Consider the following 26,450-nt stretch of genomic DNA (forward strand, 5'->3'; position numbering starts at 1 on the left):
AATAAAAACCAGCATCTTATGCTTTTATGGAATATCAGCTCACGAGCTGGAGCTCACGGTTCTCAAGCGACGGCTTGCTGACCAGCGACATTAAAATCTCTTTTACCGCCTGCGCCTGCGGCGACAGCGAGCCGCGAGCGGACATGTTCAGCGACAGCGGCAGGCTCATCGACGGCGTGGTGATCCGCGCCATCCAGCCGTTTGCCGCACCGCATAGCGAGCGCGCGGCGGATTCCGGCAGTACGGTGACGCCCATCCCGCTGGCAATAGCTGCGGTGAGCGTGGAGATTGAGTCGATTTCGCCGATGATTTTCGCCGTCAGGCGGCGCAGGGAGAACGCTTCGTCCACGCGCACGCGCACGGCGCTGTAGTCGCGCGGCAAATAGAGGTTCATCTCTGCCACGGCGGTGAGATCTACGCTCTGGCCCGGACAGTCGCGGGTGCCCACGAGGTAGAGATCTTCCTTCAGCAGCGGCTGGCTGGTGATCCCGGCAACCGGGGAGCGATCGTAAAGAACCGCCATGTCCAGCTGGCCGTTGAGCAGCTTGTCGTTCAGTACAGAACCGCTGTTTTCATGCAGATAAACCAGCACTTCCGGAAGCTCGGCGCGCACGGCCTGCAGCAGCGGCATGGTGATAGAGGACGCAGCCGTTCCCGGCGCCAGCCCGATAGAAACGTGCCCGCTCAGGGTCTGGCCCACGTTGTTCACCGCAAGCTGCGCCTGTTCACACTGACGCAGGATAGTGCGGGCGTGGGTATACAGGATCTTGCCTGCTTCCGTTGGCGTGACGCCGCGTTTGGTGCGGATCAGTAACTGCTGATCCATCTCGCCTTCCAGAGTAGCCACCTGCTGGCTCAGCGCAGGCTGCGCGATGTGCAGCACTTCTGCCGCTTGAGTCAGGCTGCCGATATCGACGATTTTTACGAAGTATTTCAGTCGTCTTAAGTTCATTTTGCCCCCTGTTCGAAATGCTGTGCCGTAACCGGCTGTCGTTGTTGAACAGGTTTTGCAATATGAATGCCACTTTTACCGTGCGGTCTGAATTGTTCGCTAAGCGCCTGAAAATAAGGAAACCTAATCATGGAGGGGGGATTTATTACTGAAACAGCAGTTTATGATCTGCCCCATTAGAGGTATACCCGCACCAAAGCGGTGCATTCCGCTGTCAAAAACAGCATTTTGCCGATTTTGTCAGCAAACGATCAAAAGGCGTTGATCCACCCTTTGACAAGGCGAACGCAGGTCGATAATATGCGCCCCGTTCACACGATTCCTCTGTAGTTCAGTCGGTAGAACGGCGGACTGTTAATCCGTATGTCACTGGTTCGAGTCCAGTCAGAGGAGCCAAATTTGAAAAGCCTGCTTTTAAAGCAGGCTTTTTGCTTTTCTGCGCAAGGTAAATGCATAACGGCAACCTTGTTGCCGTTTTTAGTGTGTGCGCCCTCTCCCGTGGGAGAGGGATGGGGTGAGGGCAACAGCCCGCCTGCACAATGCCTTCACATCCCTACCTTAACCGGCATTCCCGACCGCCGTTCCAGTTCAGCGCCCGCGCCCTCGTTTATCAACTGCGTTCGCTGCGCGGCGGAGATGGGAAGAGGTACTTTCCGGGTTGACTCAAATTCCACCCGGTTACGCGACAGCGGTTCGTGAACCTCCACCCACCGGCTGCCGTCCGGCTCCGTGGTCACCTTAACGGGCCGATCGATAAGCTGTACGCGGGTGCCTACGGGAACGTTATCGAAAAGATATTTGATGTCGTTGTTACGCAGGCGAATACAGCCCTGGCTCACCCGCAGCCCGATGCCGAAATTCGAGTTTGTGCCGTGAATGGCATACAGCCTGCCGATATAAATCGCATACAGCCCCATCGGGTTATCCGGCCCGGCGGGCACGAAGGCCGGAAGCGTTTTCCCCTCTGCCGCATAGGCGCGGCGCGTGTTCGGCGTAGGTGACCAGGTTGGCCCTTCCTGCTTTCGCTCAACCGCCGTCACCCAGTTTCGCGGGGTTTCGCGCCCGGCCTGACCGATGCCGATGGGCAACACTTCCACCGTATTGCTGCCCGGCGGGTAATAGTAGAGACGCATTTCCGCCACGTTCACCACAATCCCCTCGCGGACGGTGTCGGGCAAAATCAGCTGCTGGGGAATCACCAGTCGGGTACCGGATTTGGGCAAAAAAGGATCCACGCCCGGGTTTGCTTCCAGCAAATTGCTTAGCCCCTGTCCGTGCTGTGCGGCAAAGGCCTCAAGCGGTAACGTATTGCGCTCGGGAACGGTGATGATAATCGGGTTTCCCACCAGCCGACTGCCTTCCGGCGGTAGGGTATAGGTTACGGCAAACGCACTGGGAACAGCGGCACACAGCGTAAGGACGAACCAGGTAAGTCGCATCATAATTTCCTGTGCTCACAAAAGAGAAAGCCTGGACTCAGGCAGGCTTTCTCAGTTTACGCTATCACGCCTCGGTTTTGCGCCACCGGCGCGTCAGCACTTTCTCCGCCTCGACAATAAGGAACATCACAAAACCAATCAAGAAGGTGATGACCCAGTAGCGGAACGGCAGCGCTTCGGTGCCAAACAGCATCTGCATGAAGGGTGCGTAAATGATAAGAAGCTGTAGCGCCAGCAGTACGCCGCTCACGATCCAAATCCCTTTATTCGCCAGCAGGCCTTTGCTCAGCGAGAAGCCGTCATTAACGCGGCAGTTAAGCATGTAGAACCACTGCGCGGTGACTAGTGTTTGCAGCAGCACGGTGCGGATAAATTCCGCCGAATAGCCGCGCGGCTGAAGCCAGGCCTCCAGCACGAAGGCGCTGATGGCAATCATCAGACCGACGAACACCACGCGCCAGATGGCATACCCGTCCATCACGTGGAGATTCGCCTTGCGCGGTGGCCGGTTCATGATGTCCTTCTCACCCGCTTCAAACGCCAGGCCAAACGACAGCGTTGCCGACGTCGCCATGTTCATCCACAGGATCAGGACCGGCGTCAGCGGAATCAGGTTCCCCGCCAGCAGCGCGATGATGATCAGCAGAGCCTGCGCGATGTTGCTGGGGATAACGAACAGAATGGTCTTTTTCAGGTTATCGTAAACCCGACGCCCCTCGTGCACCGCGCTGGCAATGGTGGCAAAGTTGTCATCCGTTAACACCATGTCCGCGGCTTCCTTGGTGACTTCCGTCCCCTTAATCCCCATGGCGATACCCACATCCGCCCGCTTGAGCGCTGGGGCATCATTTACGCCATCTCCGGTCATGCCCACGACTTCCTGTTTACTTTGCAGAGCCTGTACAAGGCGGAATTTATCCTCCGGGCTGGTTCGGGCAAAAATATCGTACTGCTGCGCGGCGTCGCTCAGCTGACGATCGTCCATCGCCTCCAGCTCACGTCCGGTGATAGCGCTTGCGGCGTTACCAATTCCCAACATTTGCCCGATGCTCATTGCCGTTTGCGGATGGTCGCCGGTGATCATTTTCACGCGGATCCCGGCCTGCAGACAGTCGGCAATGGCGGTAATGGCCTCCGGACGCGGCGGATCCATCATTCCAGCAATACCCAGCAGGATCACGCCATCATGAAGGTCCGGATGATCCAGCTCGCGCTGTCCACTGGCCGCTGGTTTCCAGGCCGCAGCCACCATGCGCAGCCCTGCCCGGGCATACTCTTCAATCTTCCCTTCCCAGTAAGGCTGATCGAACGGCTGCAGTCCGTCATTCGTCTGCTGGTAATGGCAGAGGCGGAACAGGACGTCCGGCGCGCCGGTGATTAAAATCACCTCCTCATCGCCCAGCCGGTACAGCGTGGACATGTATTTATACTGCGAATCAAACGGGATTTTACTGCGCATTTCGGTATCGAGCGGCGGGAGCGGAATTTTCGCCGCCAGCACCTTCAGCGCGCCCTCGGTCGGGCCCCCGGTGATTTTCCACAGCCCCTGCTCGTCTTTAATCAGCTGGCTGTCATTGCAAAGGTCGATGGTGCGCAGGTAGCGTTCCAGCAGGGAACCCTGCGTCACGCTGACGGGCGTCGGGTCATCTACGGGGTGAATATTTCCCACCGGTTCGTAACTGTCGCCCTCCACGCGATAGGTCGTGTCAGCGGTGATCACCGCTTTGACCGTCATTTCATTCATCGTCAGGGTGCCGGTTTTATCCGAGCAGATGACCGTCATCGCCCCCAGGGTTTCCACCGTGGGCAGCTTGCGAATGATGGCCTTGCGGCGCGCCATGGCCTGTACGCCCAGCGAAAGGATGATGGAAATGATGGCCGGCAGGCCTTCCGGGACGGCGGCAACGGCGAGGCTGATAAGCGACAGCACCAGCTCGGAAACCGGCATATCCCGGAACAGGAGGCTAAAGACAAACAGCACCACCATCATCACCAGGATCGTGATGAAAATGGTCTTCCCGAGCTTATCCATCTGCACCATCAGCGGCGTGCGGTGCTTTTCAATGTCGGACATCATCTGATTGATGTGGCCCAACTCGGTCTCGCCCCCGGTTGCCACCACCACGCCTTTACCGCCGCCGGAGCTGACGGTGGTTCCTGAGTAGAGCAGATTATACCGGTCACCTAATGGCAACTCCCCGCTTAACGCATCGCTGTTTTTCTCCACAACGGTGGATTCGCCGGTCAGGATGGCCTCCTCCACGCGAAGGTTATGCGCCTCAATCACGCGCAGGTCCGCAGGGATACGATCCCCGGCACGGATCACCACGATATCTCCCGGGACCAGCGCCGTGGTGGGGATCGTTTCATGATTCCCCTGTCGTACCACCACGGCTTCGCTGGAGAGCATATTTCGAATACTCTGCAACGATTTTTCAGCATTGCTTTCCTGGATATGGCCAATCAGCGCGTTGATGATCGCAACCCCAAGGATCACAAACATGTCTACCCAGTGGCCCATAAAGAGCTTAAGCAACGCGGCCACCAGCAGAACGTAAATCAATACATCGTTAAAATGCGCCAGGAAGCGCAGCCAGGCGGGTTTACCCTTTTTTTGCGGTAACGCATTCTCACCATGCTGCTGAAGGCGGGCGGATGCCTCAGTGCCGCTAAGTCCTTCCAGGGTGGACTGGATATTAGAAAGGGTTTCGTCAACGGTTTGCTGATAATACGGACGTTCAGGTTTTCCTGTTTTCATCGTTCCTTCCTCAGGTTCTATTCAGAAATCACCTTGCTTTCATGTAATTAACGAATAACGAAAACAGGAACGTGGGCGTAACGCACAATACTTGCCGCCTCCGATCCTAACAAATGGGTTTGAATATTTGGATTTCGAGAGCCGACAATAATCGCGCCAGCAGCAAGTTCATCCGCCAGCTTAATAACCTCATCACGAACATTCCCGCTACGGACGTGGAGATGAACACGCTCTTCTGGCAGATTCAATTTTTTAACCAGGTCAGACAGCTTTTCTTTCGCATTATTAATCATATATTCATCCATTTTGCGCGCATCTGAAATAAAACCGCGCGTCAGCTCGGCTGAAAATTTGGGCATGACGTGCAGCAAATGAATGTCACCCGATGCGCTTTGCGCCAGAAACTGTGCATGCTGCAACGCTTTATCCGCCAGGCTTGTCTCGTAGACATCCACTGGAACGAGAATGTTTTTATACATATCGAGCATCCTTTTTATAACCAACACGAGAGTGAATGACGCTAAAAAACGCATTAAATGCAGGGGGTTGCCCTTAATGCCAGCTACGGTAAAAAAAGATGGATAACATTAAACGTAGCACAGGAATATCAGGTTTAGCGCTTCCCCACTGATAATGGTTATTTAACATTTATCTTTTCGCCGACTATGCTCATAGTCAGCTACCGCTTCCGGCTCATGGAGGAATGTATGTATGGTTTAAGCCTGATCCGTCTGGGTATGTTTATTGCGCTTGCCATTATCGCCAGCACGGCGATTGGTTTATTTACCTATATGGTCGTCACTGTTCTGGCCGAATAGTGTCACCCCCTGCCCTTGCTACGGAATAAATAAAACAGTTATTTATTAGGGGAATATAGTGAACCGCTACCTCTCTCTTTTACCGTTCGTTTTATTAACGCTCACGGCGTGCGACCCGAAACCGGAGCGTGCCTCCCCCCTGCCGCGAATGGTAAAAGTGGCGGAGGTGGCCGTCCCCGGTCACGCCCAGCAGCGCGTCTTTCCCGCCCGCATTGAATCGGGCGATGCCACAGACCTTTCCTTCAAGCGCGCGGGTCAAATTGAAGCGCTCGATATACGTCAGGGCGCAGCCATCAAGCAGGGGCAACAGCTTGCCAGACTGAACGCCCGTGAGGCCCAGCAGCGGGTTAACGACAGACAAACGGCAGCGACGCTGGCCCAGCGGCAGTTCGACCGCTTCCAGACTCTGGCAGGACGACAGGCCATTTCAAAAGCCGAGATGGACGTGCAGCGTGCAAACCGCGATTCGGCGAATGCGGCGCTGCAAATTGCCCGAGAGGAGCTGAATCAGATGACGCTCGTCGCCCCCTTCAGCGGGACGGCGGCCAGTGTGCACGTGCGAAACCATCAGGTTGTGTCTGCCGGTCAGCCCATTGCAACCCTAACCCGAACCGATCTGCTGGACGTGGTGTTTAGTATTCCTGAAAACCTGTTCAAAACCCTGGATATCCGCAACGCTCAGTATCGCCCCGTGGTGAGAATTAACGCCATCCCGGATCGGGAATTTACCGCCGTCTACAAAGAACACTCGGGCAGCAGCGACAGCAATACCCTGACATGGCAGGTGATACTGACCATGCCGCGACCAGATGATTTTCCCGCCGTCGGCGGCGTAAGCGGTACGGTGACCATCAATTTAAGCAACCTCCCGGCCGGCGCGGGCGCTGAGACTCTGGTCGTACCGGTTGAGGCAGTCTTTAATCCGGACAACAGCCCGCGCAATGAGCCACACGTCTGGGTCGTGGCGGGAGAAGGCGACGCGCTCCACCTGGAAGACCGCAAGGTCAGCGTGGGGCAAGTGAGTACCGAAGGCGTGGTAATCGTAAGCGGGCTGAAGGCGGGCGAACGCGTGGTGGCCGCAGGCGTTGGGGAGCTCCACGCTAACCAGCCGGTGCGTGTCTGGACGCGTGAACGGGGACTGTAATGGATATCTCTCGTCAATTTATCAATAACCCTGTTCGCGTCTGGCTAACGATTCTGCTGCTGGGCATCGGGGGCATTTTCGCTCTGTTGAATATCGGCAGGCTGGAAGATCCCGCTTTTACCATCAAAACCGCAGTGGTGGTCACCCACTACCCCGGCGCATCCGCTCAGCAGGTGGAAGAAGAGGTAACGCTACCGCTGGAGAATGCCCTTCAGCAGCTGCCTTATCTGGATAACGTCAGCTCTATCTCGTCAAACGGTCTGTCGCAAATCACCGTTAACATCGCTTCACGCTATCACTCGAACGAACTGCCGCAGATTTGGGACGAACTGCGCCGCCGCGTGGGTGATGCCTCGCGTCAGTTCCCGCCCGGCGTCGTCACGCCCTTTGTTAACGACGATTTCGGCGACGTGTTCGGCTTCTTCTTCGCAATTTCCGGAGATGAATTCAGTAATCCTGAACTGGTGAGATACGCGGAGCAGCTTCGCCGGGAGTTGATACTGGTCCCCGGCGTCGCGAAGGTCGCCATCGGCGGGGCCATTAGCCAACAGGTCAACATCGATATCTCCCTGACCAAAATGGCCGCGAGGGGCATTACGCTAAACCAGCTTTCCGCCCTGCTCAGCAGGCTTAACGTCGTTTCCAGCGCCGGAGAAATCACCTCCGGCAGCGAATCCATTCGCCTGCACCCGACCGGTGAATTCGAGAATCTTGATGAACTGGCGGATCTCATCATCACGCCTTCCGGCACCGGGGCGGCGACGCGTCTGCGGGATATCGCCACGCTATCGCGCGGGCTGAACGAATCGCCAGCCAGTATCTACCATGCCAACGGTAAAAAAGCCGTCACCATGGGCGTCTCGTTTATTCCCGGCGTGAACGTGATTGACGTGGGCCACGCGCTGGAGGCGAAGCTAAACCAGATGTCGGCGGAAAAACCGGCCGGCATACAGATAGATCTGTTTTACGATCAGGCTGCCGAAGTGGGCCACTCTGTTAACGGTTTTATTATTAACTTCCTGATGGCGCTGGCGATCGTCATTGGCGTGCTGCTGATCTTTATGGGTGTACGCAGCGGGATAATCATCGCGGTTTCTCTCGCGCTCAACGTGCTGGGCACGCTGCTGATTATGTATCTGTGTGGCATTGAGCTGCAGCGCATCTCGCTCGGGGCGCTGATTATCGCCCTCAGCATGCTGGTGGATAACGCCATCGTGATTGTCGAAGGGGTGTTGATTGCCCGACAGCAGGGCTCACCGCTGTTAACCGCCGTTAACAATATCATCCGCCGCTCCGCCCTGCCGCTGCTGGGGGCGACGGTGATCGCCATCCTCGCGTTCGCGCCTATCGGGCTGTCGCAGGATTCCACCGGGGAATACTGTAAATCTCTGTTCCAGGTGCTGCTGATTTCCCTGATGCTAAGCTGGTTTTCGGCGCTTACCATCACGCCGGTGCTGATTAAGTGGTGGTTGTTTAAAAACGACAGCGCGCCCGATAAAACCGACGAGTCAGATCCTTACGATAAACGACTCTACCGCGCCTACCAGCGCCTGCTTAACACGCTGCTGCACCATAAGACACCGACGCTCATTGTCATGGCTGCGCTGCTGGCAGCGTCTGTCTGGGGCTTCGGCGCCGTGCGGCAAAATTTTTTCCCGTCGTCTAATACGCCGATTTTCTTTGTCGACCTGTGGTTACCCTACGGGACCGATATCAAATGGACCGAGAAAATGACCGGTGATATTGAAAAGACGATTAACGGCCAGCCGGGCGTGGAAACCACCGTCTCAACAATCGGTCAGGGAAGTATGCGGTTTATTTTGACCTACAGCGGACAGCGCCAGTACAGCAACTATGCCCAAATCATGGTAAGAATGGACGACCAGCGTAACATTTCCCCCTTAACCCGCCACGTTGATGAGTACATCGCGCGAAACTACCCGCAGGTCAACGCCAGCACGAAACGGGTGATGTTTGGCCCCTCCGGCGACAGCGCCATTGAAGTGCGTATTAAAGGCCCGGATCCTGACAGGCTGCGCCTCATTGCCAGCCAGGTGGACGATATTCTGGCGCGCGACCCGGCCACGGGCAGCGTCAGGAACGACTGGCAAAACCGCAGCAAGGTGATCCGTCCGCAGTACGTCGCCGCGCTGGGACGCGAGCTTGGCGTGGATAAACAGGACGTCGACAACGCGCTGGAGATGAATTTCTCCGGCAGCCGGGCGGGACTGTATCGGGAAGGCAGCGACCTGCTGCCAGTGGTGGTGAGGCCCCCGGAAAGCGAAAGGCTCGATGCCAGTCACCTGAACAACGTGCTGGTGTGGAGCCAGACGCGGCAGCAGTATATCCCGCTGAGTAACGTCGTCAGCCGCTTCTCGCTGGAGTGGGAAGATCCGCTAATCCTTCGACGCGACCGCTCGCGGGTACTGACGGTTCAGACGGACCCGGATCCGCTAAGCCAGCAAACCTCCGGCGATATTCTCGCCCGCGTAAAGCCGCAGGTGGATGCCCTTCCCCTGCCACACGGCTACAGCATCGAGTGGGGGGGCGACGCGGAAAACTCCAGCGAAGCGCAGCAGGGGCTGTTCACTACGCTGCCTCTCGGGTATCTGGTGATGTTTGTGATTACGGTTCTGATGTTCAGCTCGGTAAAAAATGCCGTCGCTATCTGGCTGACCGTACCGCTGGCGCTGATTGGCGTGACGCCGGGATTTTTACTTACCGGCATTCCCTTTGGCTTTATGGCGCTGATTGGTCTGCTGAGCCTGAGCGGCATGCTGATCCGCAACGGCATCGTGCTGGTGGAAGAGATCGAGCAGCAGAAAACGCAAAAGGATCAGCACGAGGCGATCGTGTACGCCGCGACCTCGCGCCTGCGACCCATCCTGCTCACCGCGTTTACGACCGTACTTGGCCTAGCTCCGCTGCTGCTGGACGTTTTCTTCCAGAGCATGGCCGTTGTGATTATGTTTGGACTGGGGTTTGCTACAATCCTGACGCTGCTGGTACTCCCCGTTATCTATGCGTGTTTCCATCGTAAGGACGAAGCCAAACCACAATGAATGCGACAGGGCTGAACATTATCAAGACGCTGGGCTGTATGACGGCGGTGACCTTCTTTACCATCTACAACACCTGGGATCATTATGATTATGACTATCACTGGATCCTGGGGTTTTTAACCTTTATCTCGACCATCGCCACACCGCTGTTTTTTGTGGTGTCGGGCTATCTCGACGGACAGTCCCGGCACGGCACCCGCTGGCAGTTGAGTAAAATTAAAAGCCTGGTGATTGTTTTTCTGTTCTGGATAACGATCTACTACCTGTGGGAGCCCTATCAGCGTGGGTATCTGATTCAGCCCTGGTTTGTGTTCGCCTTTATGGTGATTTATACCTTTCACCCGGCAGTTGAGTGGCTTAGCCAGCGGCGAGCGCTGTTCTGCGGCGCGATTGCCGCCCTGCTGCTCTTTTCCTACGGATACGATCTGCTATCGGCGCTCTATCCTGAAACGCACGTCCTTTCTCTTTCACCGCAGTATCGGCTGTGGACATGGCTGCTGTTTTATCTGACGGGGCAACTCTTCTGCGACCCGAAAGTCGCCGAGTGGATTAGCCGCAAAAATGTGGTCAGGGCGGCGGTTGTCGCCATCCCGTTTATCTACCTCTTCACCTGGTTTTACGAGCGCCACTTCTTCTTCGCGCTGTTCAAGGCGGACAGAAACGCCTTTATTCTCACCGGCTCTCAAATTTACATTCTGATTATCGCGCTGGTGATTGCGGCGAACGGGGTGCGCTTTCGCCGCAACGCTGAATTGAAGGAGTCCATTCTGGCCGCCATCAGCAAAACGATGACCGGTGTGTATATTGTGCACTATTCGGTGTTTCATCTGCTGACGGCGCTGATACCGGTGACCTCTCTCGGCATGAAGCTGGCGCTGATTGTGCTTACTTTCATTACCTCTGTTCTCTTCTCCATGCTGGTATTGTCTAACGCCGTGGCAAAAAAGGTGATCACCCTTTAAAAGCCTAAGCGCAGCCAGGCAAAGAGCACGTTACCGTTGTTATACGTCCCGGGAATATAGGTGAACTGGACGGTAACGCGCTTATACCCGGCGGAAAACAGCGGGAAGATAAACGGTAGCGGGACATAGTTTGCAAAATCATCGCGCGCCGTGATGCCCGCCGCGGCACCGAGCCCAAGGCGGAAATCTTTGGCATTATCCAGGTACCAGCCCTTCTCCCAGCCGTAGCCCATCGCGGGCTGCCATTCGTTGTGCGAATCCTTGAACATCATCGCAAACAGCGCGCTCCAGTTCCCCTCTTCGTTATAGCGGGAAACGCCCAGCCCGCCGCCCCACGGCATTTCATTGTAATTGTCGGTTTTTTCTTTGTCGTACATAAAACGGGCATGCCAGCTCAGGAACGGCAGGTACAGGTCGTAACGTTGAGGCTCTTCCCAGGTCCGGGAGATATCATCCGTCAGCGCATTCCACCAGCCGCTAATCCGCTGTTCTCCGTAGACTTTCGACTCGGCATGAAGCGGCGCGGCGAATAAAAACAGGACAATCCAGAGTGCCGAAAAGTTACGTTGCATCGTTATTCCCTCAGCTTAACTCACGCAGCAGTCACTATTACTGTAAACCATTCAGCCCTAACCGGAGCCAAATAGACTGATTTATGTCGAGGTAGGGGAAGATGAAATTTATTTATTCAGCGCCTTCGGGAAAGATAAAAACGTTTTCTCAGGCGTTTTGTCGCGGTAGTCTCATAGGTTCCGTTTATATGACGGCAGCTATGTGAGTGACCTTTTCTTATACCAATAATTAAAAATCAGTACGGACAGGACAACTATGGACTCCACCCTCATCTCCGCTCGTCCCAACGAGGAGACACCTTCGCTCAATCGCGCCCGCCGCGCCGCCCTCGGCAGCTTCGCGGGTGCCGTCGTCGACTGGTATGATTTTCTGCTTTATGGCATCACCGCCGCGCTGGTGTTTAACCGCGAATTCTTTCCTCAGGTCAGCCCCGCGATGGGCACCCTCGCCGCCTTTGCCACCTTCGGCGTCGGCTTTCTGTTTCGCCCGCTGGGCGGGGTGATCTTTGGCCACTTCGGCGATCGCCTCGGCCGCAAGCGCATGCTGATGCTCACCGTCTGGATGATGGGGATTGCTACCGCGCTGATTGGCATTCTTCCTTCGTTTTCCGCCATTGGCTGGTGGGCGCCGGTGCTGCTGGTAACATTGCGCGCCATCCAGGGCTTCGCCGTGGGCGGCGAATGGGGCGGCGCGGCGCTGCTGTCCGTTGAAAGCGCGCCGAAAAACCGGAAAGCCTTTTATAGCAGCGGCGTACAGGTGGGTTACGGCGTCGGCCTGCTACTTTCTACCGGGCTGGTATCGTTAATCAGCCAGCTCACCACCGACGAGCAGTTCCTGAGCTGGGGCTGGCGCATTCCGTTCATCTTTAGCATCGTGCTGGTGGTTGCCGCACTGTGGATCCGCAACGGGATGGAGGAGTCGGCAGAGTTCGAACAGCAGCAGGAAAAAGCGGTCGTCAAAAAACGTCTTCCGGTGATGGAAGCCCTCGTCCGGCATCCTGGCGCTTTTCTGAAAATAATCGCTCTGCGCCTGTGCGAGCTGCTGACGATGTATATCGTTACCGCGTTTGCCCTGAACTACTCGACGCAGAACCTCGGTCTGCCGCGTGAACTGTTCCTGAATATCGGTCTGGTGGTCGGCGGGATCAGCTGCCTGACCATCCCCTGCTTCGCCTGGCTGGCGGACAGGTTTGGCCGCCGCCGCGTCTATATCACCGGGGCGCTGATTGGCAGCCTCAGCGCCTGGCCGTTCTTTATGGCGCTGGAGGCGCAGTCGGTCTTCTGGATTGTCTTCTTCGCCATCATGCTCGCCAACATCGCCCACGATATGGTGGTCTGCGTGCAGCAGCCAATGTTTACCGAACTGTTTGGCGCGAGCTATCGCTACAGCGGCGCGGGCGTGGGCTACCAGGTGGCGAGCGTGGTCGGCGGCGGGTTTACGCCGTTTATCGCCGCCGCGCTGGTCACCTTCTCCGGCGGAAACTGGCACAGCGTGGCGATCTATCTGCTGGCCGGCTGCCTGCTCTCTGCCGCCACGGCGCTGCTGATGAAAGAGACGAGCCACGCCTGATCTCCCTTTTGTTTCACAGGCGTGTGACATACTATCGGGTAGAGTCGCACACCTGTGGAACAAGGAGACAGAGATGAATAATAAGGGCTCCAGCCTGACCCCGGTTCAGGCGCTGGAAAAACTCGACGCGCTGTATGAACAGTCCGTCAACGCGCTGCGCAGCGCCATTAGCGAATACATCGAAACAGGGAAACTCCCCGACCAAAAGGCCAGAAACGAGGGCCTTTTTGTTTATCCATCGCTCTCTGTGACCTGGGACGGTAGCGCAAGCACGACGCCGAAAACCCGCGCCTACGCCCGTTTTACCCACTCCGGCTGCTACAGCACCACCGTCACCCGCCCTGCACTATTCCGCCCCTATCTGGAAGAGCAGCTAACGCTGTTGTATCAGGATTACGGCGCTCACATTGCCGTGGAGCCTTCGCAGCATGAGATCCCGTATCCGTACGTGATTGACGGTTCTGCGCTAACCCTTGACCGCTCCATGAGCGCGGGGCTGACCCGCCACTTCCCGACCACCGAGCTGTCACAGATTGGCGATGAGACGGCTGACGGGATTTATCACCCGGCAGAGTTTTCACCCCTGTCGCACTTTGACGCCCGTCGGGTGGATTTCTCCCTGGCGCGCCTGCGCCACTACACCGGCACGCCCGCCGAACATTTCCAGCCGTTTGTGCTGTTTACCAACTACACCCGCTACGTGGACGAGTTTGTTCGCTGGGGCTGCAGCCAGATCCTCGACCCGGACAGTCCGTACATCGCGCTGTCCTGCGCGGGCGGGATCTGGATCACCGCTGAAACCGAAGCGCCCGAGCAGGCCATCTCCGATCTGGCGTGGAAAAAACACCAGATGCCCGCCTGGCACCTGATCACCGCGGACGGCCAGGGGATCACCCTGATCAACATCGGCGTGGGCCCGTCGAATGCCAAAACCATCTGTGACCATCTGGCGGTGCTGCGCCCGGACGTGTGGCTGATGATTGGCCACTGCGGCGGCCTGCGCGAAAGCCAGCTGATTGGCGACTACGTGCTGGCCCACGCCTATCTGCGTGATGACCACGTGCTGGATGCGGTACTGCCGCCGGACATCCCGATCCCGAGCATCGCCGAAGTACAGCGCGCGCTCTACGACGCCACCAAAGAGGTGAGCGGCATGCCGGGTGAAGAGGTCAAGCAGCGCCTGCGTACCGGTACGGTGGTGACGACGGATGACCGCAACTGGGAGCTGCGTTACTCCGCCTCCGCGCTGCGCTTCAACCTGAGCCGCGCGGTGGCGATTGACATGGAGAGCGCCACCATCGCCGCACAGGGGTACCGCTTCCGCGTTCCTTACGGCACGCTGCTGTGCGTGTCCGATAAGCCGCTGCACGGCGAAATTAAGCTGCCGGGTCAGGCAAACCGTTTCTACGAAGGGGCCATCTCCGAGCACCTGCAGATCGGCATTCGCGCCATTGACCTGCTGCGGGCGGAAGGCGACCGACTGCATTCGCGCAAGCTGCGCACCTTCAACGAGCCGCCGTTCCGCTAATAATAAGGAAAAATCATGCACACCCCTACACCGCTCTCTGCCCTGCGCCACTGGCTTGAGGCCAGTCATCTCGACGGGATAATCGTTCCCCGCACCGATGCCTGGCAAAGCGAGAATTGCGCGTCGAACGACGAAAAGCTGGCCTGGCTGACGGGCTTTGACGGCTCTGCCGGCGTCGCGCTGGTGCTGAAGGAAAAAGCGCTGCTGTTCGTCGACGGACGCTATCAGGTGCAGGCCCGCGTTCAGGTCAATATGGACGAGATTGAAATTCATCATTTGCACAATGAGCCGCTGGCAGACTGGCTAACGGCAAACGTTGAGGCGGGCACGCGCATCGGTTTTGACCCACTGCTGATGACGAATGCCGAGTTCGAAAAGCTGTCTGCCACGCCGTGCGAGCTGGTGCCACTGAATGCCTCACCGTTTGACGCATTATGGACCGATCGCCCTGCCGCGCCGGCGGGGCTTATCCGTGAAATGCCGGTAGAGGTAAGCGGTAAAAGCAGCGAGGACAAACGTCAGCGCGTTGCCGCCGTGCTGGCCGCGAACAACGCTGACTACCTGGCCGTTACGCTGCCGGATAACATTGCGTGGCTGCTCAACGTGCGCGGCTCAGATATTCCCACCAGTCCGGTACCGCTCTCATTTGCCCTGCTTGGGCGTGACGGTCGCGTTGAGTGGTTTGTTAACGACAATAAGCTCGCAGAACTCCCTGATTCAGTTCTGAACGCCTTCACGATTGCGCCGCAGAACACCTTTATTGAACGCTGCCAGCAGCTTGCTGAAGGGAAGCGGGTGATGGTTGATGCCGACTCCGCGCCGGTGGCCCTGCGCTTTGCCATTGAACCGCGCGGAGAAATTGTCTGGCAAACCGATCCCATAACCCTGATTAAGGCCACCAAAAACCCGGTCGAGCTGGCAGGATATCGCGAGTGCCATCACCAGGACGGCGCGGCGTGGGTCAACTTCCTGGCCTGGCTGAGCCGCGAAGTACCGCTGCGTGCGGCGGCTGGGCAGCCCCTGACAGAGCTGGAAGTGCAGGCGCAGCAGCTGGCATTTCGCAAACAGCAGCCCGGTTTTATCGAGCAGAGTTTCGCGACCATTTCCGCCTCGTCGAGCAATGCGGCGATGTGCCACTATCATTCCAGCGAGGCCAGCAATAAGCCCATCGGCCATGACCATTTTTACCTGAACGATTCGGGCGGTCAGTACGCTAACGGCACCACCGACGCCACGCGCACGCTGGCGTGGGGCAATGTTCCCCCGCAGCAGCGTCTGCACTACACCGCCGTGCTGAGAGGCTTCCTGTCGCTCATTACCCTGCAGTTCCCTTCCGGGACTCAGGGGCATCAGCTGGATGCTTTCACGCGTCGTCCGCTGTGGGAGATGGGGCTGGATTACGATCACGGTACCGGGCACGGCGTGGGCCACCAGCTTCTGATCCATGAAAACCCGCATCGCATCGCCAAAAAGGTCAACCCGTGGCCGCTGGTGGCGGGCAATATCATGACTATCGAACCGGGCTATTATCTGGGCGATAGCCACGGTATCCGCATTGAAAACCAGGTGGAAATTGTTGAAAGCCATCCAGGGTTCTGCAAATTTGCCTCGCTGACGCTGATCCCGATTGATCTAAGCCAGGTGGAATTGCAGCTGCTGAGCGAGCAGGAAAAGCGGTGGCTGGATGCGTATCATCAGCAGGTGCGGGAGGCGCTGTCACCGCTGGTGAATAGCGATGTGCGTACGTGGCTTGAGGCGGCGACGGCACCGATTGGCATGTAACATCGTGCGGGCTGGTGCCCTCACCCCATCCCTCTCCCACGGGAGAGGGTGCAAACACTAAATTGCCGTTTTGCATTTACCTTACGCACAAAAGCAAAAAGCCTGCTATAAAAGCAGGCTTTTTAAATTTGGCTCCTCTGACTGGACTCGAACCAGTGACATACGGATTAACAGTCCGCCGTTCTACCGACTGAACTACAGAGGAATCGTTGTGGAGGCTTATCTTAGCGGCGAAAAAACTTTTGTCAAACCTGATCTTAGGGAAAATCGACTGATTGCCGATTCTGTCGTCAGTTTGTTGTAAATACACACATCTTTTTCAGGAAAATACTTTGCAGGATTAGCATTTCTCCCCCATCATTTGAAATGGAGTTTCAACTTTTCTCGCTAAGGTCCATTTTGAACGTCACTGCCCCTCTGCGCCAGGCGATCATGCGCACGCCATGGTATGCAAAACGTAAAAGCTATCGTGTTCTGTTCTGGCGTGAAATCACCCCTCTTGCCGTGCCTATTTTCCTGGAAAATACCTGCGTTCTGCTGATGGGAGTACTGAGCACCTTTCTGGTGAGCTGGCTGGGGAAAGAGGCAATGGCCGGGGTCGGGCTGGCAGACAGCTTCAACATGGTGGTGATGTCATTCTTTGCCGCCATCGATCTCGGGACGACGGTGGTGGTGGCCTTTAGCCTCGGCAAGCTCGATCCTAAGCGCGCGCGCGAGGCGGCTCGCCAGTCGCTGATGATCATGACCCTCTTTTCAATTGTTCTGGCGGCGGTGATCCACTATTTCGGTAAAGAGATTATCGATTTTGTCGCCGGGGAAGCCACGAACGAGGTGAAGGACCTGGCGCTGACCTATCTCGAAATGACCGTCTTAAGCTATCCGGCGGCGGCCATCGCGCTGATTGGCAGCGGCGCGCTGCGAGGGGCAGGTAACACAAAAATCCCGCTGCTGATCAACGGCGGGATGAATATCCTGAATATCATCATCAGTAGCGTGCTGATCTACGGCGCGTTCTCGTGGGATGGACTGGGGTTCGTCGGGGCCGGGCTGGGATTAACCATATCACGCTATATCGGTGCGGCGGCCATCATCGGGGTGCTGATGACGGGGATTACGCCCTCGCTGCGTCTTACGCTTAAGAGCTACTTCCGGCCCTTTAACTTTGCCATTATCTGGGAAGTGATGGGGATTGGTATTCCCGCGAGCATTGAATCCGTGTTGTTTAACGGCGGGAAGCTGCTCACGCAAATGTTTGTCGCCGGAATGGGCACCGACGTTATCGCCGGTAACTTTATCGCCTTCTCCATCGCCTCGCTGATTAACCTGCCGGGTAACGCCCTTGGGTCGGCATCTACCATCATCACGGGTAAACGGCTCGGGAAAGGGCAGATAGGCCAGGCGGAGCGGCAGCTGCGCCACGTGTTCTGGCTGTCGACGATTGGGCTGACGCTGATTGCCTGGGGCACCGCGCCGTTTGCCGGGCTGATGGCCGCGTTCTATACCCACGAAGAGGATGTGAAAGAGGTGGTGAAGATCCTTATCTGGCTCAACGCCGCCTTTATGCCGATCTGGGCGGCATCCTGGGTATTGCCTGCCGGGCTGAAAGGGGCGCGCGATGCCCGTTTTGCCATGTGGGTGTCCATGCTCGGCATGTGGGGGTGTCGCGTTGTGGCAGGCTATACGCTGGGCGTGGTGCTCGGCTGGGGCGTGGTTGGCGTCTGGCTGGGGATGTTCCTTGACTGGGCTGTGCGCGGGGCGCTGTTCTACTGGCGTATGGTCAGCGGGCGCTGGCTGTGGAAATATCCGCGACAAAATGCCTGACAATTGCGCGAAGTGGAGAATAAATCGGCAAACGATCCGAAATCTGCATTCTGCCTTTGACATCCCAGGGGAGCATCGATAATATGCGCCCCGTTCACACGATTCCTCTGTAGTTCAGTCGGTAGAACGGCGGACTGTTAATCCGTATGTCACTGGTTCGAGTCCAGTCAGAGGAGCCAAATTTAAAAAGCCTGCTTTTATAGCAGGCTTTTTGCTTTTCTGCGGCAGGTAAATGTAAAACGGCACTCCGTAAAATAAAAAAGGCTCTCTGTCACCAGAGAGCCTTTTTCACAATTCGCTGCGATTACTCGCTTTTTGCTTCGGCGTTTTTGATTTCGCCCATCACTTTCAGCTTTTTAGAGATGTCGCGACGCTCTTTGGACAGCTCGGCATTTTTGATGATGTAGTCATCAACGCGGTCTTCATAGTCGCTCTTCATGCTGGCGATGATGCCCTGAATAGCTTCAACGCTCATGCCCGGCTTGATGTAGTCGCTCAGGTTGTCGAGCAGCAGAACACGTTTCTGGTTGTCACGGATCTTCTTCTCAACGTCCTGGATTTCACGCTGTAGTTTGTTTTTGCGGCGGAACAGGCGGACGAATTCCAGAACATCCTGGAACGAAGGCTTGATAGTTTCCATTTTTTACACCCCTGATAATGTGAGATTCGGATTCGTTAAAGCAACCGTTGTAACAATAACCTTACTGACAGCGGCTGCGAATGACAATGGCTATATCGTTTAAAGCTATCATAACCCCAATTGATGCTGAATCGAAGCAGCAGGCGTCACATCCGCGTTTTATTTGCGCAGCGCCCGACAAATCAGGTGCGATAGCAGCTCAAGCTGTCGCGCCAGCTCCAGGCTCAGCCAGACATAGCCATGAATGGGCGTTTCCGCCACGTTATCGCCCTGCCGCTCGTTAATTAACTGCTTCAGTTCCGCCACGATTTCATTGAGACGCTCGCTGTTCGCCAGCACGGGCTGCGGGTTGCCTTCATAGAGCGCATGGGCGATGGTCAGCAGGGTCTGCTGCGTCATCATCTGCGTCTCTTTGAGGGTCTGGGCGTTGAGCATCAACAGATGGCTGGGGCGCGTGGCCCAGTGCGCGTTGATTTGCAGTTCAAGCATGCACACCAGATTGCGGCTGACCGTCTGGATAGCTTCGAAAATCGCTTTCTGAATATGGGTCTCTTTACTGGCTGGTACTATCAGGCCGCGCATTTTGACCACGTCGTTGAGGATGGTTTGCAGATGCTTTTCCAGCCGGGGACGCTCAACCAGATTCGGTGAAAACCCCGCCTGGTAGACGCGGTTAAACGCCGTGACGTAGTTAGCCATCTGGATACGCCAGTGCAGAAAAGCCCGCTGCGGCCAGATGCCGGTAAACAGCATGGCGAGCAGCGAGCCCAGAATAACATCCCCGCTTCGCCACAGCGCCGTGGTCATATCCCCGGCGGGCGCGCCGACCACCACCGCAAGGGTGATACCAATCAGCAGCGCCTGATAAGGCCGTTTGCCCAGCGCCAGCCAGCCGCACAGGAACATGGCGGCACCGCACCATGCCAGCATCACCGGAAATGAGATGAGCTCCAGCTTCAGGGCAATAAGCCCCAGGGCAGAGCCAAGAACGGTTCCGCCAATGCGCTCGAAGGCGCGCGGGACAACGTTTCCCCAAAATGAGATAGGCCCCATCACCACCACCAGCGTGATAAGCGGCCACGTACCTTCAGGTATATCCAGCAACCGGACCAGCACAAAGGTCAACACGAACGCCAGCGCGATGCGACACCCGTGCACCACGCGGTAATGTTTGTATAAGCGAATTTCAAAAGGAGTTAATGATTTGTCGGGACGCACACCCGCTCTCCAGCAACACGGCAAACCACAATTGTACTGTGTTTTCAGCCGGGCGGATCGCTCCCGGCTGAAAAACCCTTCATTAAGCAGGCTTAAACCGTTTTGTGCTCTACCGCGATAAACATTTCAATATCCCAGTAGCCGTCCGCGTTGCCATCGTTGAGATAGCGTTCGAAGCAGGGCTTAAGCGCCATCTGGTATTTATTGTCCTGCAGTAAAGAATTAAAGAACTGATACCACGGGGTCGCAAAGTCGTAGTTTTCCACGCGCGCCGTCGCCACGGCATAATCACCGGCCGCGATTTCCGTCATCATCACCCCTTCGCTGTTCTCCGGGATGACGAAATCATCCGGTACCGTAACGGCCGTATCGCAGCGCAGTTTTTCTGCCGGAACCTCATCGGGATTATCGTAATAGACCGCCACCCACTCCAGCGGCTCAATGTGACGCCCGTCCACCCACATGACCAGCTGTTCAAAGCCCTGCTTGACCGTTTTTTCCCACGGCCCAACAAGATGAAAACCCGCAATCTTACGTTTCTGTTGCTGCGTGATGCTGTAGTCCATGTTGCCTCCGATTATTACTGTATATTTATACACTATAAAGCAGGATTTCTATTATCGGCAAACGAGGAGTGTTTATTATGTGAGCAGACTCGCAACCCTGCCAGTCTGCCCATCAGCGGTTACAGCGTGTGGTGAAGATAATCGCTCAGGCGTGAGAATACGCCGCCCTTATCAACGGCTTCCAGAGTGACCAGAGGCCAGTGCGCCACGACCTTGTCGCGGTCATAGAGCTGGATCTCCCCGACCCGCTGATGCGCGGCAATCGGCGCTTCCAGCTCTTTTTTATCCAGAACGTATTTAGCCTTGATGTTCTGCACTTCCGCTTTGGGTAACGCCAGCCAGAAGTCCTGATCCGTACCCAGATTTACCTGTTCTTTATCGCCGTACCAGATACGCTCTGTCCCCACTTTTTTACCGTTATGCAGGATCTGCACCGTATCGAAGTTCTGTTGTCCCCAGTGCAGTAGCTTACGCGCCTGCTCCTCGCGCCCTTTCGGGCTGTCCGCGCCCATCACCACCGCAATCAAACGACGCTGACCGTCCACCGCGGAGGCAATAAGGTTAAAGCCTGCGCCTGAGGTGTGCCCCGTTTTCAGGCCGTCCACGTTCATGGTTTTGTCCCACAGCAGGCCGTTACGGTTTTGCTGGGTGATGCCGTTCCAGGTGAGGCTCTTTTCGCTGTACATATGGTAAAACTCTGGCTCACCGTGAATGATGGCCCGGGAGAGCACGGCCAGGTCATAGGCCGAGCTGTGCTGGCCCGGCGCGTCCAGACCGTGGACGGTTTCAAAGTGCGTATCGCGCAGGTTCAGCTTCTGCACGTAGTCGTTCATCATCTTCACAAACTGCGGCTGCCCGCCCGCCACGTGGTCGGCCAGCGCCACGCAGGCATCGTTGCCGGAATCGACAATCAGACCGCGGCTTAAGTCACGCACGGTGACGCGATCGCCCTCTTTCAGGAACATCAGCGACGAACCGTCAAAAACCGGGTTGCCCTTTGCCCACGCGTCACGCCCTACGGTGACAATGTCATCCGGCGTAATGCGATGGCTGTCAATGGCCCGATCGACCACATAGCCCGTCATCAGCTTGGTGAGGCTCGCCGGATTACGTTGCTGATGTTCGTTGCCCGCCGTTAAAATTTGACCAGTTGTGTAATCCATCAGCACCCATGACCCCGCCTGAATGGCCGGAGGCTGCGGCGAAAAATCCAGTGGTTCGGCCGCAAAAGCAGATGAGACACTCGAAGCGAGTAAAGAAACAGCAATAAACAGACGGCGTTTCAACGGTATATCCTCAGGTCATTAAAAATCGATGACCTTTTTACGGGAGTTCTGATGTCGTTACCTGGCTTAATTGCAAAAAAATGTGACAGAGCGCAGGTTTTCCGCGGAAGCTGTCTCGCAAATTTGCGCCGCGGCGGCGCTTTTTATTCGGTCTGACCCGCACGATCGTTTACCATAGTGACGTCATTTTTTAACAGGATGGTATTACTGGTGTCTGACTCTGCCGCACGCCCGACTTTTTTATTCCACGACTACGAAACCTTTGGCACGCATCCGGCGCTGGACCGGCCGGCGCAGTTTGCCGCCATCCGCACCGACGACGAATTCAACATCATTGGCGAGCCCGAGGTCTTTTACTGCAAACCAGCGGATGACTACCTGCCGCAGCCCGGCGCGGTAATGGTCACCGGGATCACACCGCAGGAAGCGCGGGAAAAAGGCGTTAACGAAGCAGAGTTCGCCCGCCGCATCCACGATCTGTTTACCGTCCCCAATACCTGCGTGGTCGGTTACAACAACATCCGTTTTGACGATGAAGTGACGCGCAACATCTTCTATCGCAACTTCTACGATCCGTACGCCTGGAGCTGGCAGAACCGCAATTCACGCTGGGATCTGCTCGACATCATGCGCGCCTGTTATGCCCTGCGCCCTGAAGGCATTAACTGGCCGGAAAATGAGGAAGGGCTGACCAGCTTCCGGCTGGAACACCTCACGCGGGCCAACGGTATCGAGCACAGCAATGCCCACGACGCGATGGCAGACGTCTATGCCACCATTGCCATGGCGAAGCTGGTGAAAACCGCGCAGCCCCGGCTGTTTGAATATTTGCTGAGCCACCGCAGCAAGCAGAAGCTCATGACTCTTATCGACGTACCGCAGATGAAGCCCCTTGTGCATATATCCGGCATGTTTGGCGCCTGGCGCGGCAATACCAGCTGGGTTGCGCCGCTGGCGTGGCATCCGGATAACCGTAATGCGGTTATCATGGTGGACCTGGCGGGCGATATTTCACCGCTGCTGGAGCTTGACAGCGATACACTGCGCGAACGGCTTTACACCCCGAAAAATGAACTCGGGGATCTGCCCGCGGTGCCGGTCAAACTGGTGCATATCAACAAATGTCCGGTGCTGGCGCAGGCGAACACGCTGCGTCCGGAAGATGCCGACAGGCTGGGCATTAACCGCCAGCACTGCCTGGATAACCTGAAAGTGCTGCGCGATAACCCGCAGGTACGCGAGAAAGTGGTCGCTATCTTTGCCGAGGCGGAGCCGTTCGTGCCGTCCGAAAACGTGGATGCCCAGCTCTACAATGGCTTCTTCAGCGATGCCGACCGTGCGGCTATGAATATTGTTCTGCAAACCGAGCCGCGTAACTTACCCGCGCTGGACATCACCTTCGCCGACAAGCGCATCGAAAAGCTGATGTTTAACTACCGGGCGCGCAACTATCCCGGCACGCTGGATGAAGCAGAACAGGCGCGCTGGCTGCAGCATCGATGTAACGTGTTTACGCCAGAGTATCTGCACAACTATGCCCAGGAGCTGGAGATGCTTTACGGCCAGTACGAAGGGGATGCAGAGAAGCAGACGTTGCTGAAAGCGTTGTTCCAGTACGCGCAAGAGATAGTCTGAATGATGGGTATAAAAAAGCCGGAGGCGATGTCTCCGGCTTTTTTTTGCCCGGTGGCGCTTCGCTTACGCGGGCCTACGGGTTTTGTAGGTCGGGTAAGGCTTAGCCGCCACCCGACACGGTATTACGCGACGTCTTCGTACTGAGGAACCGGGTTACGGAAGCTCTTCGTGACGCAGGCCAGGTACACCAGACCGATACCGCCCCAGATCAGACCCAGAATCATTGAGCTCTCTTCCAGGTTAATCCACAGCGCACCTACCGTCAGGGCGCCACAGACTGGCAGAATCAGGTAGTTGAAGTGGTCTTTCAGCGTCTTGTTGCGCTTCTCACGGATCCAGAACTGCGAAATCACGGAGAGGTTAACGAAGGTGAACGCCACCAGCGCACCGAAGTTGATCAGCGCAGTTGCCGTCACCAGGTCGAATTTAATCGCCATCAGTGCGATTACGCCAACCAGCAGTACGTTCCACGCCGGGGTACGCCATTTCGGATGAACGTAGCCGAAGAAACGGGTTGGGAACACGCCGTCACGACCCATGACGTACATCAGACGAGAAACACCCGCGTGTGCCGCCATCCCGGACGCCAGAACGGTCACGCTGGAGAAGATCAGCACGCCCCACTGGAAGGTTTTACCTGCCACGTACAGCATGATTTCAGGCTGTGACGCATCCGGATCTTTAAAGCGAGAAATATCCGGGAAGTACAGCTGCAGGAAGTAGGAGGCGCAGATGAAGATCAGGCCGCCAATCAGCGCTGTCAGGAAAATCGCTCGCGGAATGACGCGCTCGGCGTCTTTGGTCTCTTCAGACAGAGAAGAGATACCGTCGAAGCCCAGGAACGAGAAGCACAGGATGGTCGCACCGGTGATCATCGGCACTACGTGTGCCCCTTCAGACCAGAATGGACGGGTGCTGGTCAGCGTGCCTGCGCCTTCGCCGTGAGAAACGCCGTAGATGATCAGGCCGACGATAACCGCAACAATACCCATCTGCAGGATAACGATCAGGGTGTTGAAGTTAGCGACGGTCTTGATGCTGCGCAGGTTAGAGATGGTCATAAAGGCCACCAGCGCGACAACGAAGATCCACGACGGCACGGAAGGCACCAGCGCTTCAAAGTAAATTTTTGCCAGCAGAATGTTGATCATCGGCATGAACAGATAGTCCAGCAGCGATGACCAGCCCACCATAAAGCCAACCGCCGGGCTGATGGATTTCTGGGCATAGGTGTACGCAGAGCCTGCGGACGGGAAACGGCGAACCAGCTTACCGTAGCTCAGCGCAGTAAAGAGAATAGCGACCAGTGCAAAGGCGTACGCCGTCGCAACGTGACCGTCAGTGAGGCCCGATACGATACCGAATGTATCGAACAGCGTCATCGGTTGCATATAGGCAAGGCCCATCATAACAACCGGAATCAACGTAAGCGTTTTACGTAATTCCACGCGAGAGGTGTTTGGAGTTGCGTTATGCGACATAGTTATTCTCCTTTACGGTGATAACCGCCACGTAAGCGAAAAATTGCCCCATTTCTTTCTTCCTCAGCGACAACAACTGTCGGATTTTAGTAAATATCTATCCGGTACGAAGCCCGGCCTCTTGGTTTTTAGTTTCGTTTCGTACATGCAAAAAAAAATAACCGACGCCTTTTATATCGTCGATTATTCATTTGGTTGCAGCGGCGGCATTTTGCCCCACATCGGATACAAAAGGCAATACTTTGCAACGCACCGGGTAATTTTCTTTTTGCTAACTGGCTGATTTCTCGACGCTACCCTGAGAGTAAACTGCGGCGATAGCACTATTTGCTAAAATTTCGTCCCGCCACCAGGCGCTGGCCAGCCCGGCGGTTTGTTCGTTCCAGCCCACCCATACCGACTCGTTGCTGCTTTGAGCAAGTACCTGTTTTTCAACAAGCGCGCCGCTATCAATAAAGCGCTGCGCCAGATAGCGCGGCAAATAGCCGCAGCCCAGGCCGCTAATTTGCAGCTCCAGCTTGGTTTTAAAGTCAAAAACGGTGATGGCCTCCTGCTCATCCAGCAGCTGCGAGGAAACCGCACACTCGGGGCGCGAGCTGTCCCCTACGACTATTGCGCGGTACCCCTTAATGACGCGACGGTTAAGAGGCTCTGGCTCCTGAGCCAGCGGATGATGGGGCGCCACGGCAAATACCTGCTCCAGCACGCCCAGGCGGGCGAAACCAAAGTCACTCAACTGGGGAGGCTCGTGCAGAGCACCGACAAAGATGTCCGCCCTGCCCTGGGTTAAGGCATCCCAGGAGCCGCCCAGCACGCCGTTGATGAAAATCAGCCGGGTGACGCTGTGATGCTGATAAAACGCTTCAATGAGCGGCGTCAGTAGAGAAAACGGAAAGGTATCATCCACGCCAATCACCAGCTCGTTTTCCCATCCCTGATGGAGCTTGACGGCCTGCTTTTCCAGCTCGCGAACGGTGTGCAGAACGTCACGGCCTTTTTCCAGCAGCATCTGCCCGGTGCGGGTAAACCGCGCGCGATGCCCGGAGCGATCGAGGATCTGGATATTGAGATCGCTTTCCAGTTTTTGAACGGTGTAGCTCAGCGCCGAAGGGGTTTTGTAGAGCTTTGCCGAGGCAGCCGCAAAGCTCCCCTCTTTTTCCAGTGCATCCAGAATAATAAGAACATCCAGCAGCGGTTTCATGCTCGCCCCCTTCTG

General features: G+C 56.4%; 20 protein-coding genes and 3 tRNA genes. 10 read left to right on the top strand and 13 right to left on the bottom strand.

Annotated features, from left to right (window positions below; genetic code table 11):
- Positions 1 to 34: 34 nt before the first annotated feature.
- Positions 35 to 952: a nitrogen assimilation transcriptional regulator NAC gene (nac, locus tag USG84_RS22400; RefSeq protein WP_028013742.1), complete on the bottom strand. Its 918-nt coding sequence runs from the start codon at positions 950 to 952 to the stop codon at positions 35 to 37.
- 320 nt (positions 953 to 1,272) lie between these two features.
- Between nac and USG84_RS22405 the strand changes: the two genes are divergently transcribed.
- A tRNA-Asn gene (locus USG84_RS22405) sits at positions 1,273 to 1,348 on the top strand.
- A gap of 149 nt (positions 1,349 to 1,497) precedes the next feature.
- On the opposite strand, the gene ldtA is transcribed toward USG84_RS22405, so the two are convergent.
- The 3 genes from ldtA to USG84_RS22420 form a co-directional block, all read right to left on the bottom strand.
- Positions 1,498 to 2,394 carry a L,D-transpeptidase gene (gene ldtA / locus USG84_RS22410; protein WP_061097723.1) on the bottom strand — a complete coding sequence of 299 codons (897 nt, stop codon included), beginning with the start codon at positions 2,392 to 2,394 and terminating at the stop codon, positions 1,498 to 1,500.
- A 61-nt stretch (positions 2,395 to 2,455) separates the two neighbouring features.
- Positions 2,456 to 5,149 carry a cation-transporting P-type ATPase gene (locus USG84_RS22415; RefSeq protein WP_320738462.1) on the bottom strand — a complete coding sequence of 898 codons (2,694 nt, stop codon included), beginning with the start codon at positions 5,147 to 5,149 and terminating at the stop codon, positions 2,456 to 2,458.
- Between the two features lie 47 nt (positions 5,150 to 5,196).
- Positions 5,197 to 5,628, bottom strand: a complete 432-nt coding sequence (locus tag USG84_RS22420) for a universal stress protein (protein WP_151413143.1) — start codon at positions 5,626 to 5,628, stop codon at positions 5,197 to 5,199.
- 397 nt (positions 5,629 to 6,025) lie between these two features.
- On the opposite strand from USG84_RS22420, the gene USG84_RS22425 reads away from it, so the two are divergent.
- Genes USG84_RS22425 through USG84_RS22435 form a run of 3 tightly spaced genes read left to right on the top strand, consistent with a single transcriptional unit; the run spans position 6,026 to position 11,135 of the window.
- The gene (locus tag USG84_RS22425; protein WP_320738463.1) at positions 6,026 to 7,111 is read left to right on the top strand and encodes an efflux RND transporter periplasmic adaptor subunit; all 1,086 of its coding nucleotides are present in this window, start codon (positions 6,026 to 6,028) and stop codon (positions 7,109 to 7,111) included.
- The gene (locus tag USG84_RS22430; RefSeq protein ID WP_151413144.1) at positions 7,111 to 10,173 is read left to right on the top strand and encodes an efflux RND transporter permease subunit; all 3,063 of its coding nucleotides are present in this window, start codon (positions 7,111 to 7,113) and stop codon (positions 10,171 to 10,173) included. Before USG84_RS22425 ends, USG84_RS22430 begins: the two co-directional genes overlap by 1 nt.
- Positions 10,170 to 11,135, top strand: a complete 966-nt coding sequence (locus USG84_RS22435) for an acyltransferase (protein ID WP_151413145.1) — start codon at positions 10,170 to 10,172, stop codon at positions 11,133 to 11,135. Before USG84_RS22430 ends, USG84_RS22435 begins: the two co-directional genes overlap by 4 nt.
- Here the strand turns inward: USG84_RS22435 and pagP are convergent.
- A complete protein-coding gene (gene pagP, locus USG84_RS22440; RefSeq protein WP_151413146.1) occupies positions 11,132 to 11,707 on the bottom strand; it encodes a lipid IV(A) palmitoyltransferase PagP in 576 nt (191 codons plus the stop codon). The two genes, USG84_RS22435 and pagP, sit on opposite strands and share 4 nt — an antisense overlap.
- 256 nt (positions 11,708 to 11,963) lie before the next feature.
- On the opposite strand from pagP, the gene shiA reads away from it, so the two are divergent.
- From shiA to USG84_RS22455, 3 genes are all read left to right on the top strand, one after another.
- Positions 11,964 to 13,277 (top strand): shikimate transporter, encoded by a 1,314-nt coding sequence (shiA, locus tag USG84_RS22445; protein ID WP_253542685.1) that lies wholly within the window; start codon positions 11,964 to 11,966, stop codon positions 13,275 to 13,277.
- Between the two features lie 73 nt (positions 13,278 to 13,350).
- On the top strand, positions 13,351 to 14,805 hold the full coding sequence (locus USG84_RS22450; protein ID WP_253542687.1) for an AMP nucleosidase: 1,455 nt from the start codon (positions 13,351 to 13,353) through the stop codon (positions 14,803 to 14,805).
- Between the two features lie 15 nt (positions 14,806 to 14,820).
- Positions 14,821 to 16,587 (top strand): aminopeptidase P family protein, encoded by a 1,767-nt coding sequence (locus USG84_RS22455; RefSeq protein WP_151413147.1) that lies wholly within the window; start codon positions 14,821 to 14,823, stop codon positions 16,585 to 16,587.
- 129 nt (positions 16,588 to 16,716) lie between these two features.
- On the opposite strand, the gene USG84_RS22460 is transcribed toward USG84_RS22455, so the two are convergent.
- A tRNA-Asn gene (locus USG84_RS22460) sits at positions 16,717 to 16,792 on the bottom strand.
- A 161-nt stretch (positions 16,793 to 16,953) separates the two neighbouring features.
- Between USG84_RS22460 and emmdR the strand changes: the two genes are divergently transcribed.
- Positions 16,954 to 18,408, top strand: a complete 1,455-nt coding sequence (emmdR, locus tag USG84_RS22465) for a multidrug efflux MATE transporter EmmdR (RefSeq protein ID WP_119917268.1) — start codon at positions 16,954 to 16,956, stop codon at positions 18,406 to 18,408.
- 103 nt (positions 18,409 to 18,511) lie between these two features.
- A tRNA-Asn gene (locus USG84_RS22470) sits at positions 18,512 to 18,587 on the top strand.
- 125 nt (positions 18,588 to 18,712) lie between these two features.
- On the opposite strand, the gene USG84_RS22475 is transcribed toward USG84_RS22470, so the two are convergent.
- The 4 genes from USG84_RS22475 to dacD form a co-directional block, all read right to left on the bottom strand.
- A complete protein-coding gene (locus USG84_RS22475; protein ID WP_028013754.1) occupies positions 18,713 to 19,048 on the bottom strand; it encodes a DUF496 family protein in 336 nt (111 codons plus the stop codon).
- Positions 19,049 to 19,207: 159 nt separating this feature from the next.
- On the bottom strand, positions 19,208 to 20,266 hold the full coding sequence (locus tag USG84_RS22480; protein ID WP_253542692.1) for an FUSC family protein: 1,059 nt from the start codon (positions 20,264 to 20,266) through the stop codon (positions 19,208 to 19,210).
- 92 nt (positions 20,267 to 20,358) lie between these two features.
- The gene (sbmC, locus tag USG84_RS22485) at positions 20,359 to 20,832 is read right to left on the bottom strand and encodes a DNA gyrase inhibitor SbmC (RefSeq protein WP_061097712.1); all 474 of its coding nucleotides are present in this window, start codon (positions 20,830 to 20,832) and stop codon (positions 20,359 to 20,361) included.
- Positions 20,833 to 20,951: 119 nt separating this feature from the next.
- A complete protein-coding gene (gene dacD / locus USG84_RS22490; protein ID WP_253542694.1) occupies positions 20,952 to 22,118 on the bottom strand; it encodes a serine-type D-Ala-D-Ala carboxypeptidase DacD in 1,167 nt (388 codons plus the stop codon).
- A 198-nt stretch (positions 22,119 to 22,316) separates the two neighbouring features.
- On the opposite strand from dacD, the gene sbcB reads away from it, so the two are divergent.
- Positions 22,317 to 23,753 (top strand): exodeoxyribonuclease I, encoded by a 1,437-nt coding sequence (gene sbcB / locus USG84_RS22495; protein ID WP_414146799.1) that lies wholly within the window; start codon positions 22,317 to 22,319, stop codon positions 23,751 to 23,753.
- A gap of 122 nt (positions 23,754 to 23,875) precedes the next feature.
- Here sbcB and USG84_RS22500 read toward each other — a convergent pair whose 3' ends face one another.
- From USG84_RS22500 to USG84_RS22510, 3 genes are all read right to left on the bottom strand, one after another.
- The gene (locus USG84_RS22500) at positions 23,876 to 25,234 is read right to left on the bottom strand and encodes an APC family permease (RefSeq protein ID WP_253542695.1); all 1,359 of its coding nucleotides are present in this window, start codon (positions 25,232 to 25,234) and stop codon (positions 23,876 to 23,878) included.
- Positions 25,224 to 25,286 carry a membrane protein YoeI gene (yoeI, locus tag USG84_RS22505; protein WP_099458931.1) on the bottom strand — a complete coding sequence of 21 codons (63 nt, stop codon included), beginning with the start codon at positions 25,284 to 25,286 and terminating at the stop codon, positions 25,224 to 25,226. Before yoeI ends, USG84_RS22500 begins: the two co-directional genes overlap by 11 nt.
- A 219-nt stretch (positions 25,287 to 25,505) precedes the next feature.
- Positions 25,506 to 26,435 (bottom strand): LysR substrate-binding domain-containing protein, encoded by a 930-nt coding sequence (locus tag USG84_RS22510; protein ID WP_061097708.1) that lies wholly within the window; start codon positions 26,433 to 26,435, stop codon positions 25,506 to 25,508.
- Positions 26,436 to 26,450 lie beyond the last annotated feature (15 nt).

The sequence above is a fragment of the Enterobacter sp. 168J2 genome (genome assembly GCF_034107265.1).
In the GTDB taxonomy this organism is placed as follows: Bacteria; Pseudomonadota; Gammaproteobacteria; order Enterobacterales; family Enterobacteriaceae; genus Enterobacter; species Enterobacter nematophilus.

Coding starts and splice junctions, on each gene's coding strand:
- USG84_RS22475 (WP_028013754.1), bottom strand. CDS start 19,048: ATGGAAACTATCAAGCCTTCGTTCCAGGATGTTCTGGAATTCGTCCGC.
- USG84_RS22420 (WP_151413143.1), bottom strand. CDS start 5,628: ATGTATAAAAACATTCTCGTTCCAGTGGATGTCTACGAGACAAGCCTG.
- sbcB (WP_414146799.1), top strand. CDS start 22,317: ATGGTATTACTGGTGTCTGACTCTGCCGCACGCCCGACTTTTTTATTC.
- pagP (WP_151413146.1), bottom strand. CDS start 11,707: ATGCAACGTAACTTTTCGGCACTCTGGATTGTCCTGTTTTTATTCGCC.
- nac (WP_028013742.1), bottom strand. CDS start 952: ATGAACTTAAGACGACTGAAATACTTCGTAAAAATCGTCGATATCGGC.
- USG84_RS22435 (WP_151413145.1), top strand. CDS start 10,170: ATGAATGCGACAGGGCTGAACATTATCAAGACGCTGGGCTGTATGACG.
- USG84_RS22510 (WP_061097708.1), bottom strand. CDS start 26,435: ATGAAACCGCTGCTGGATGTTCTTATTATTCTGGATGCACTGGAAAAA.
- USG84_RS22415 (WP_320738462.1), bottom strand. CDS start 5,149: ATGAAAACAGGAAAACCTGAACGTCCGTATTATCAGCAAACCGTTGAC.
- USG84_RS22455 (WP_151413147.1), top strand. CDS start 14,821: ATGCACACCCCTACACCGCTCTCTGCCCTGCGCCACTGGCTTGAGGCC.
- shiA (WP_253542685.1), top strand. CDS start 11,964: ATGGACTCCACCCTCATCTCCGCTCGTCCCAACGAGGAGACACCTTCG.
- emmdR (WP_119917268.1), top strand. CDS start 16,954: ATGGAGTTTCAACTTTTCTCGCTAAGGTCCATTTTGAACGTCACTGCC.
- USG84_RS22430 (WP_151413144.1), top strand. CDS start 7,111: ATGGATATCTCTCGTCAATTTATCAATAACCCTGTTCGCGTCTGGCTA.
- USG84_RS22500 (WP_253542695.1), bottom strand. CDS start 25,234: ATGTCGCATAACGCAACTCCAAACACCTCTCGCGTGGAATTACGTAAA.
- USG84_RS22450 (WP_253542687.1), top strand. CDS start 13,351: ATGAATAATAAGGGCTCCAGCCTGACCCCGGTTCAGGCGCTGGAAAAA.
- ldtA (WP_061097723.1), bottom strand. CDS start 2,394: ATGATGCGACTTACCTGGTTCGTCCTTACGCTGTGTGCCGCTGTTCCC.
- sbmC (WP_061097712.1), bottom strand. CDS start 20,832: ATGGACTACAGCATCACGCAGCAACAGAAACGTAAGATTGCGGGTTTT.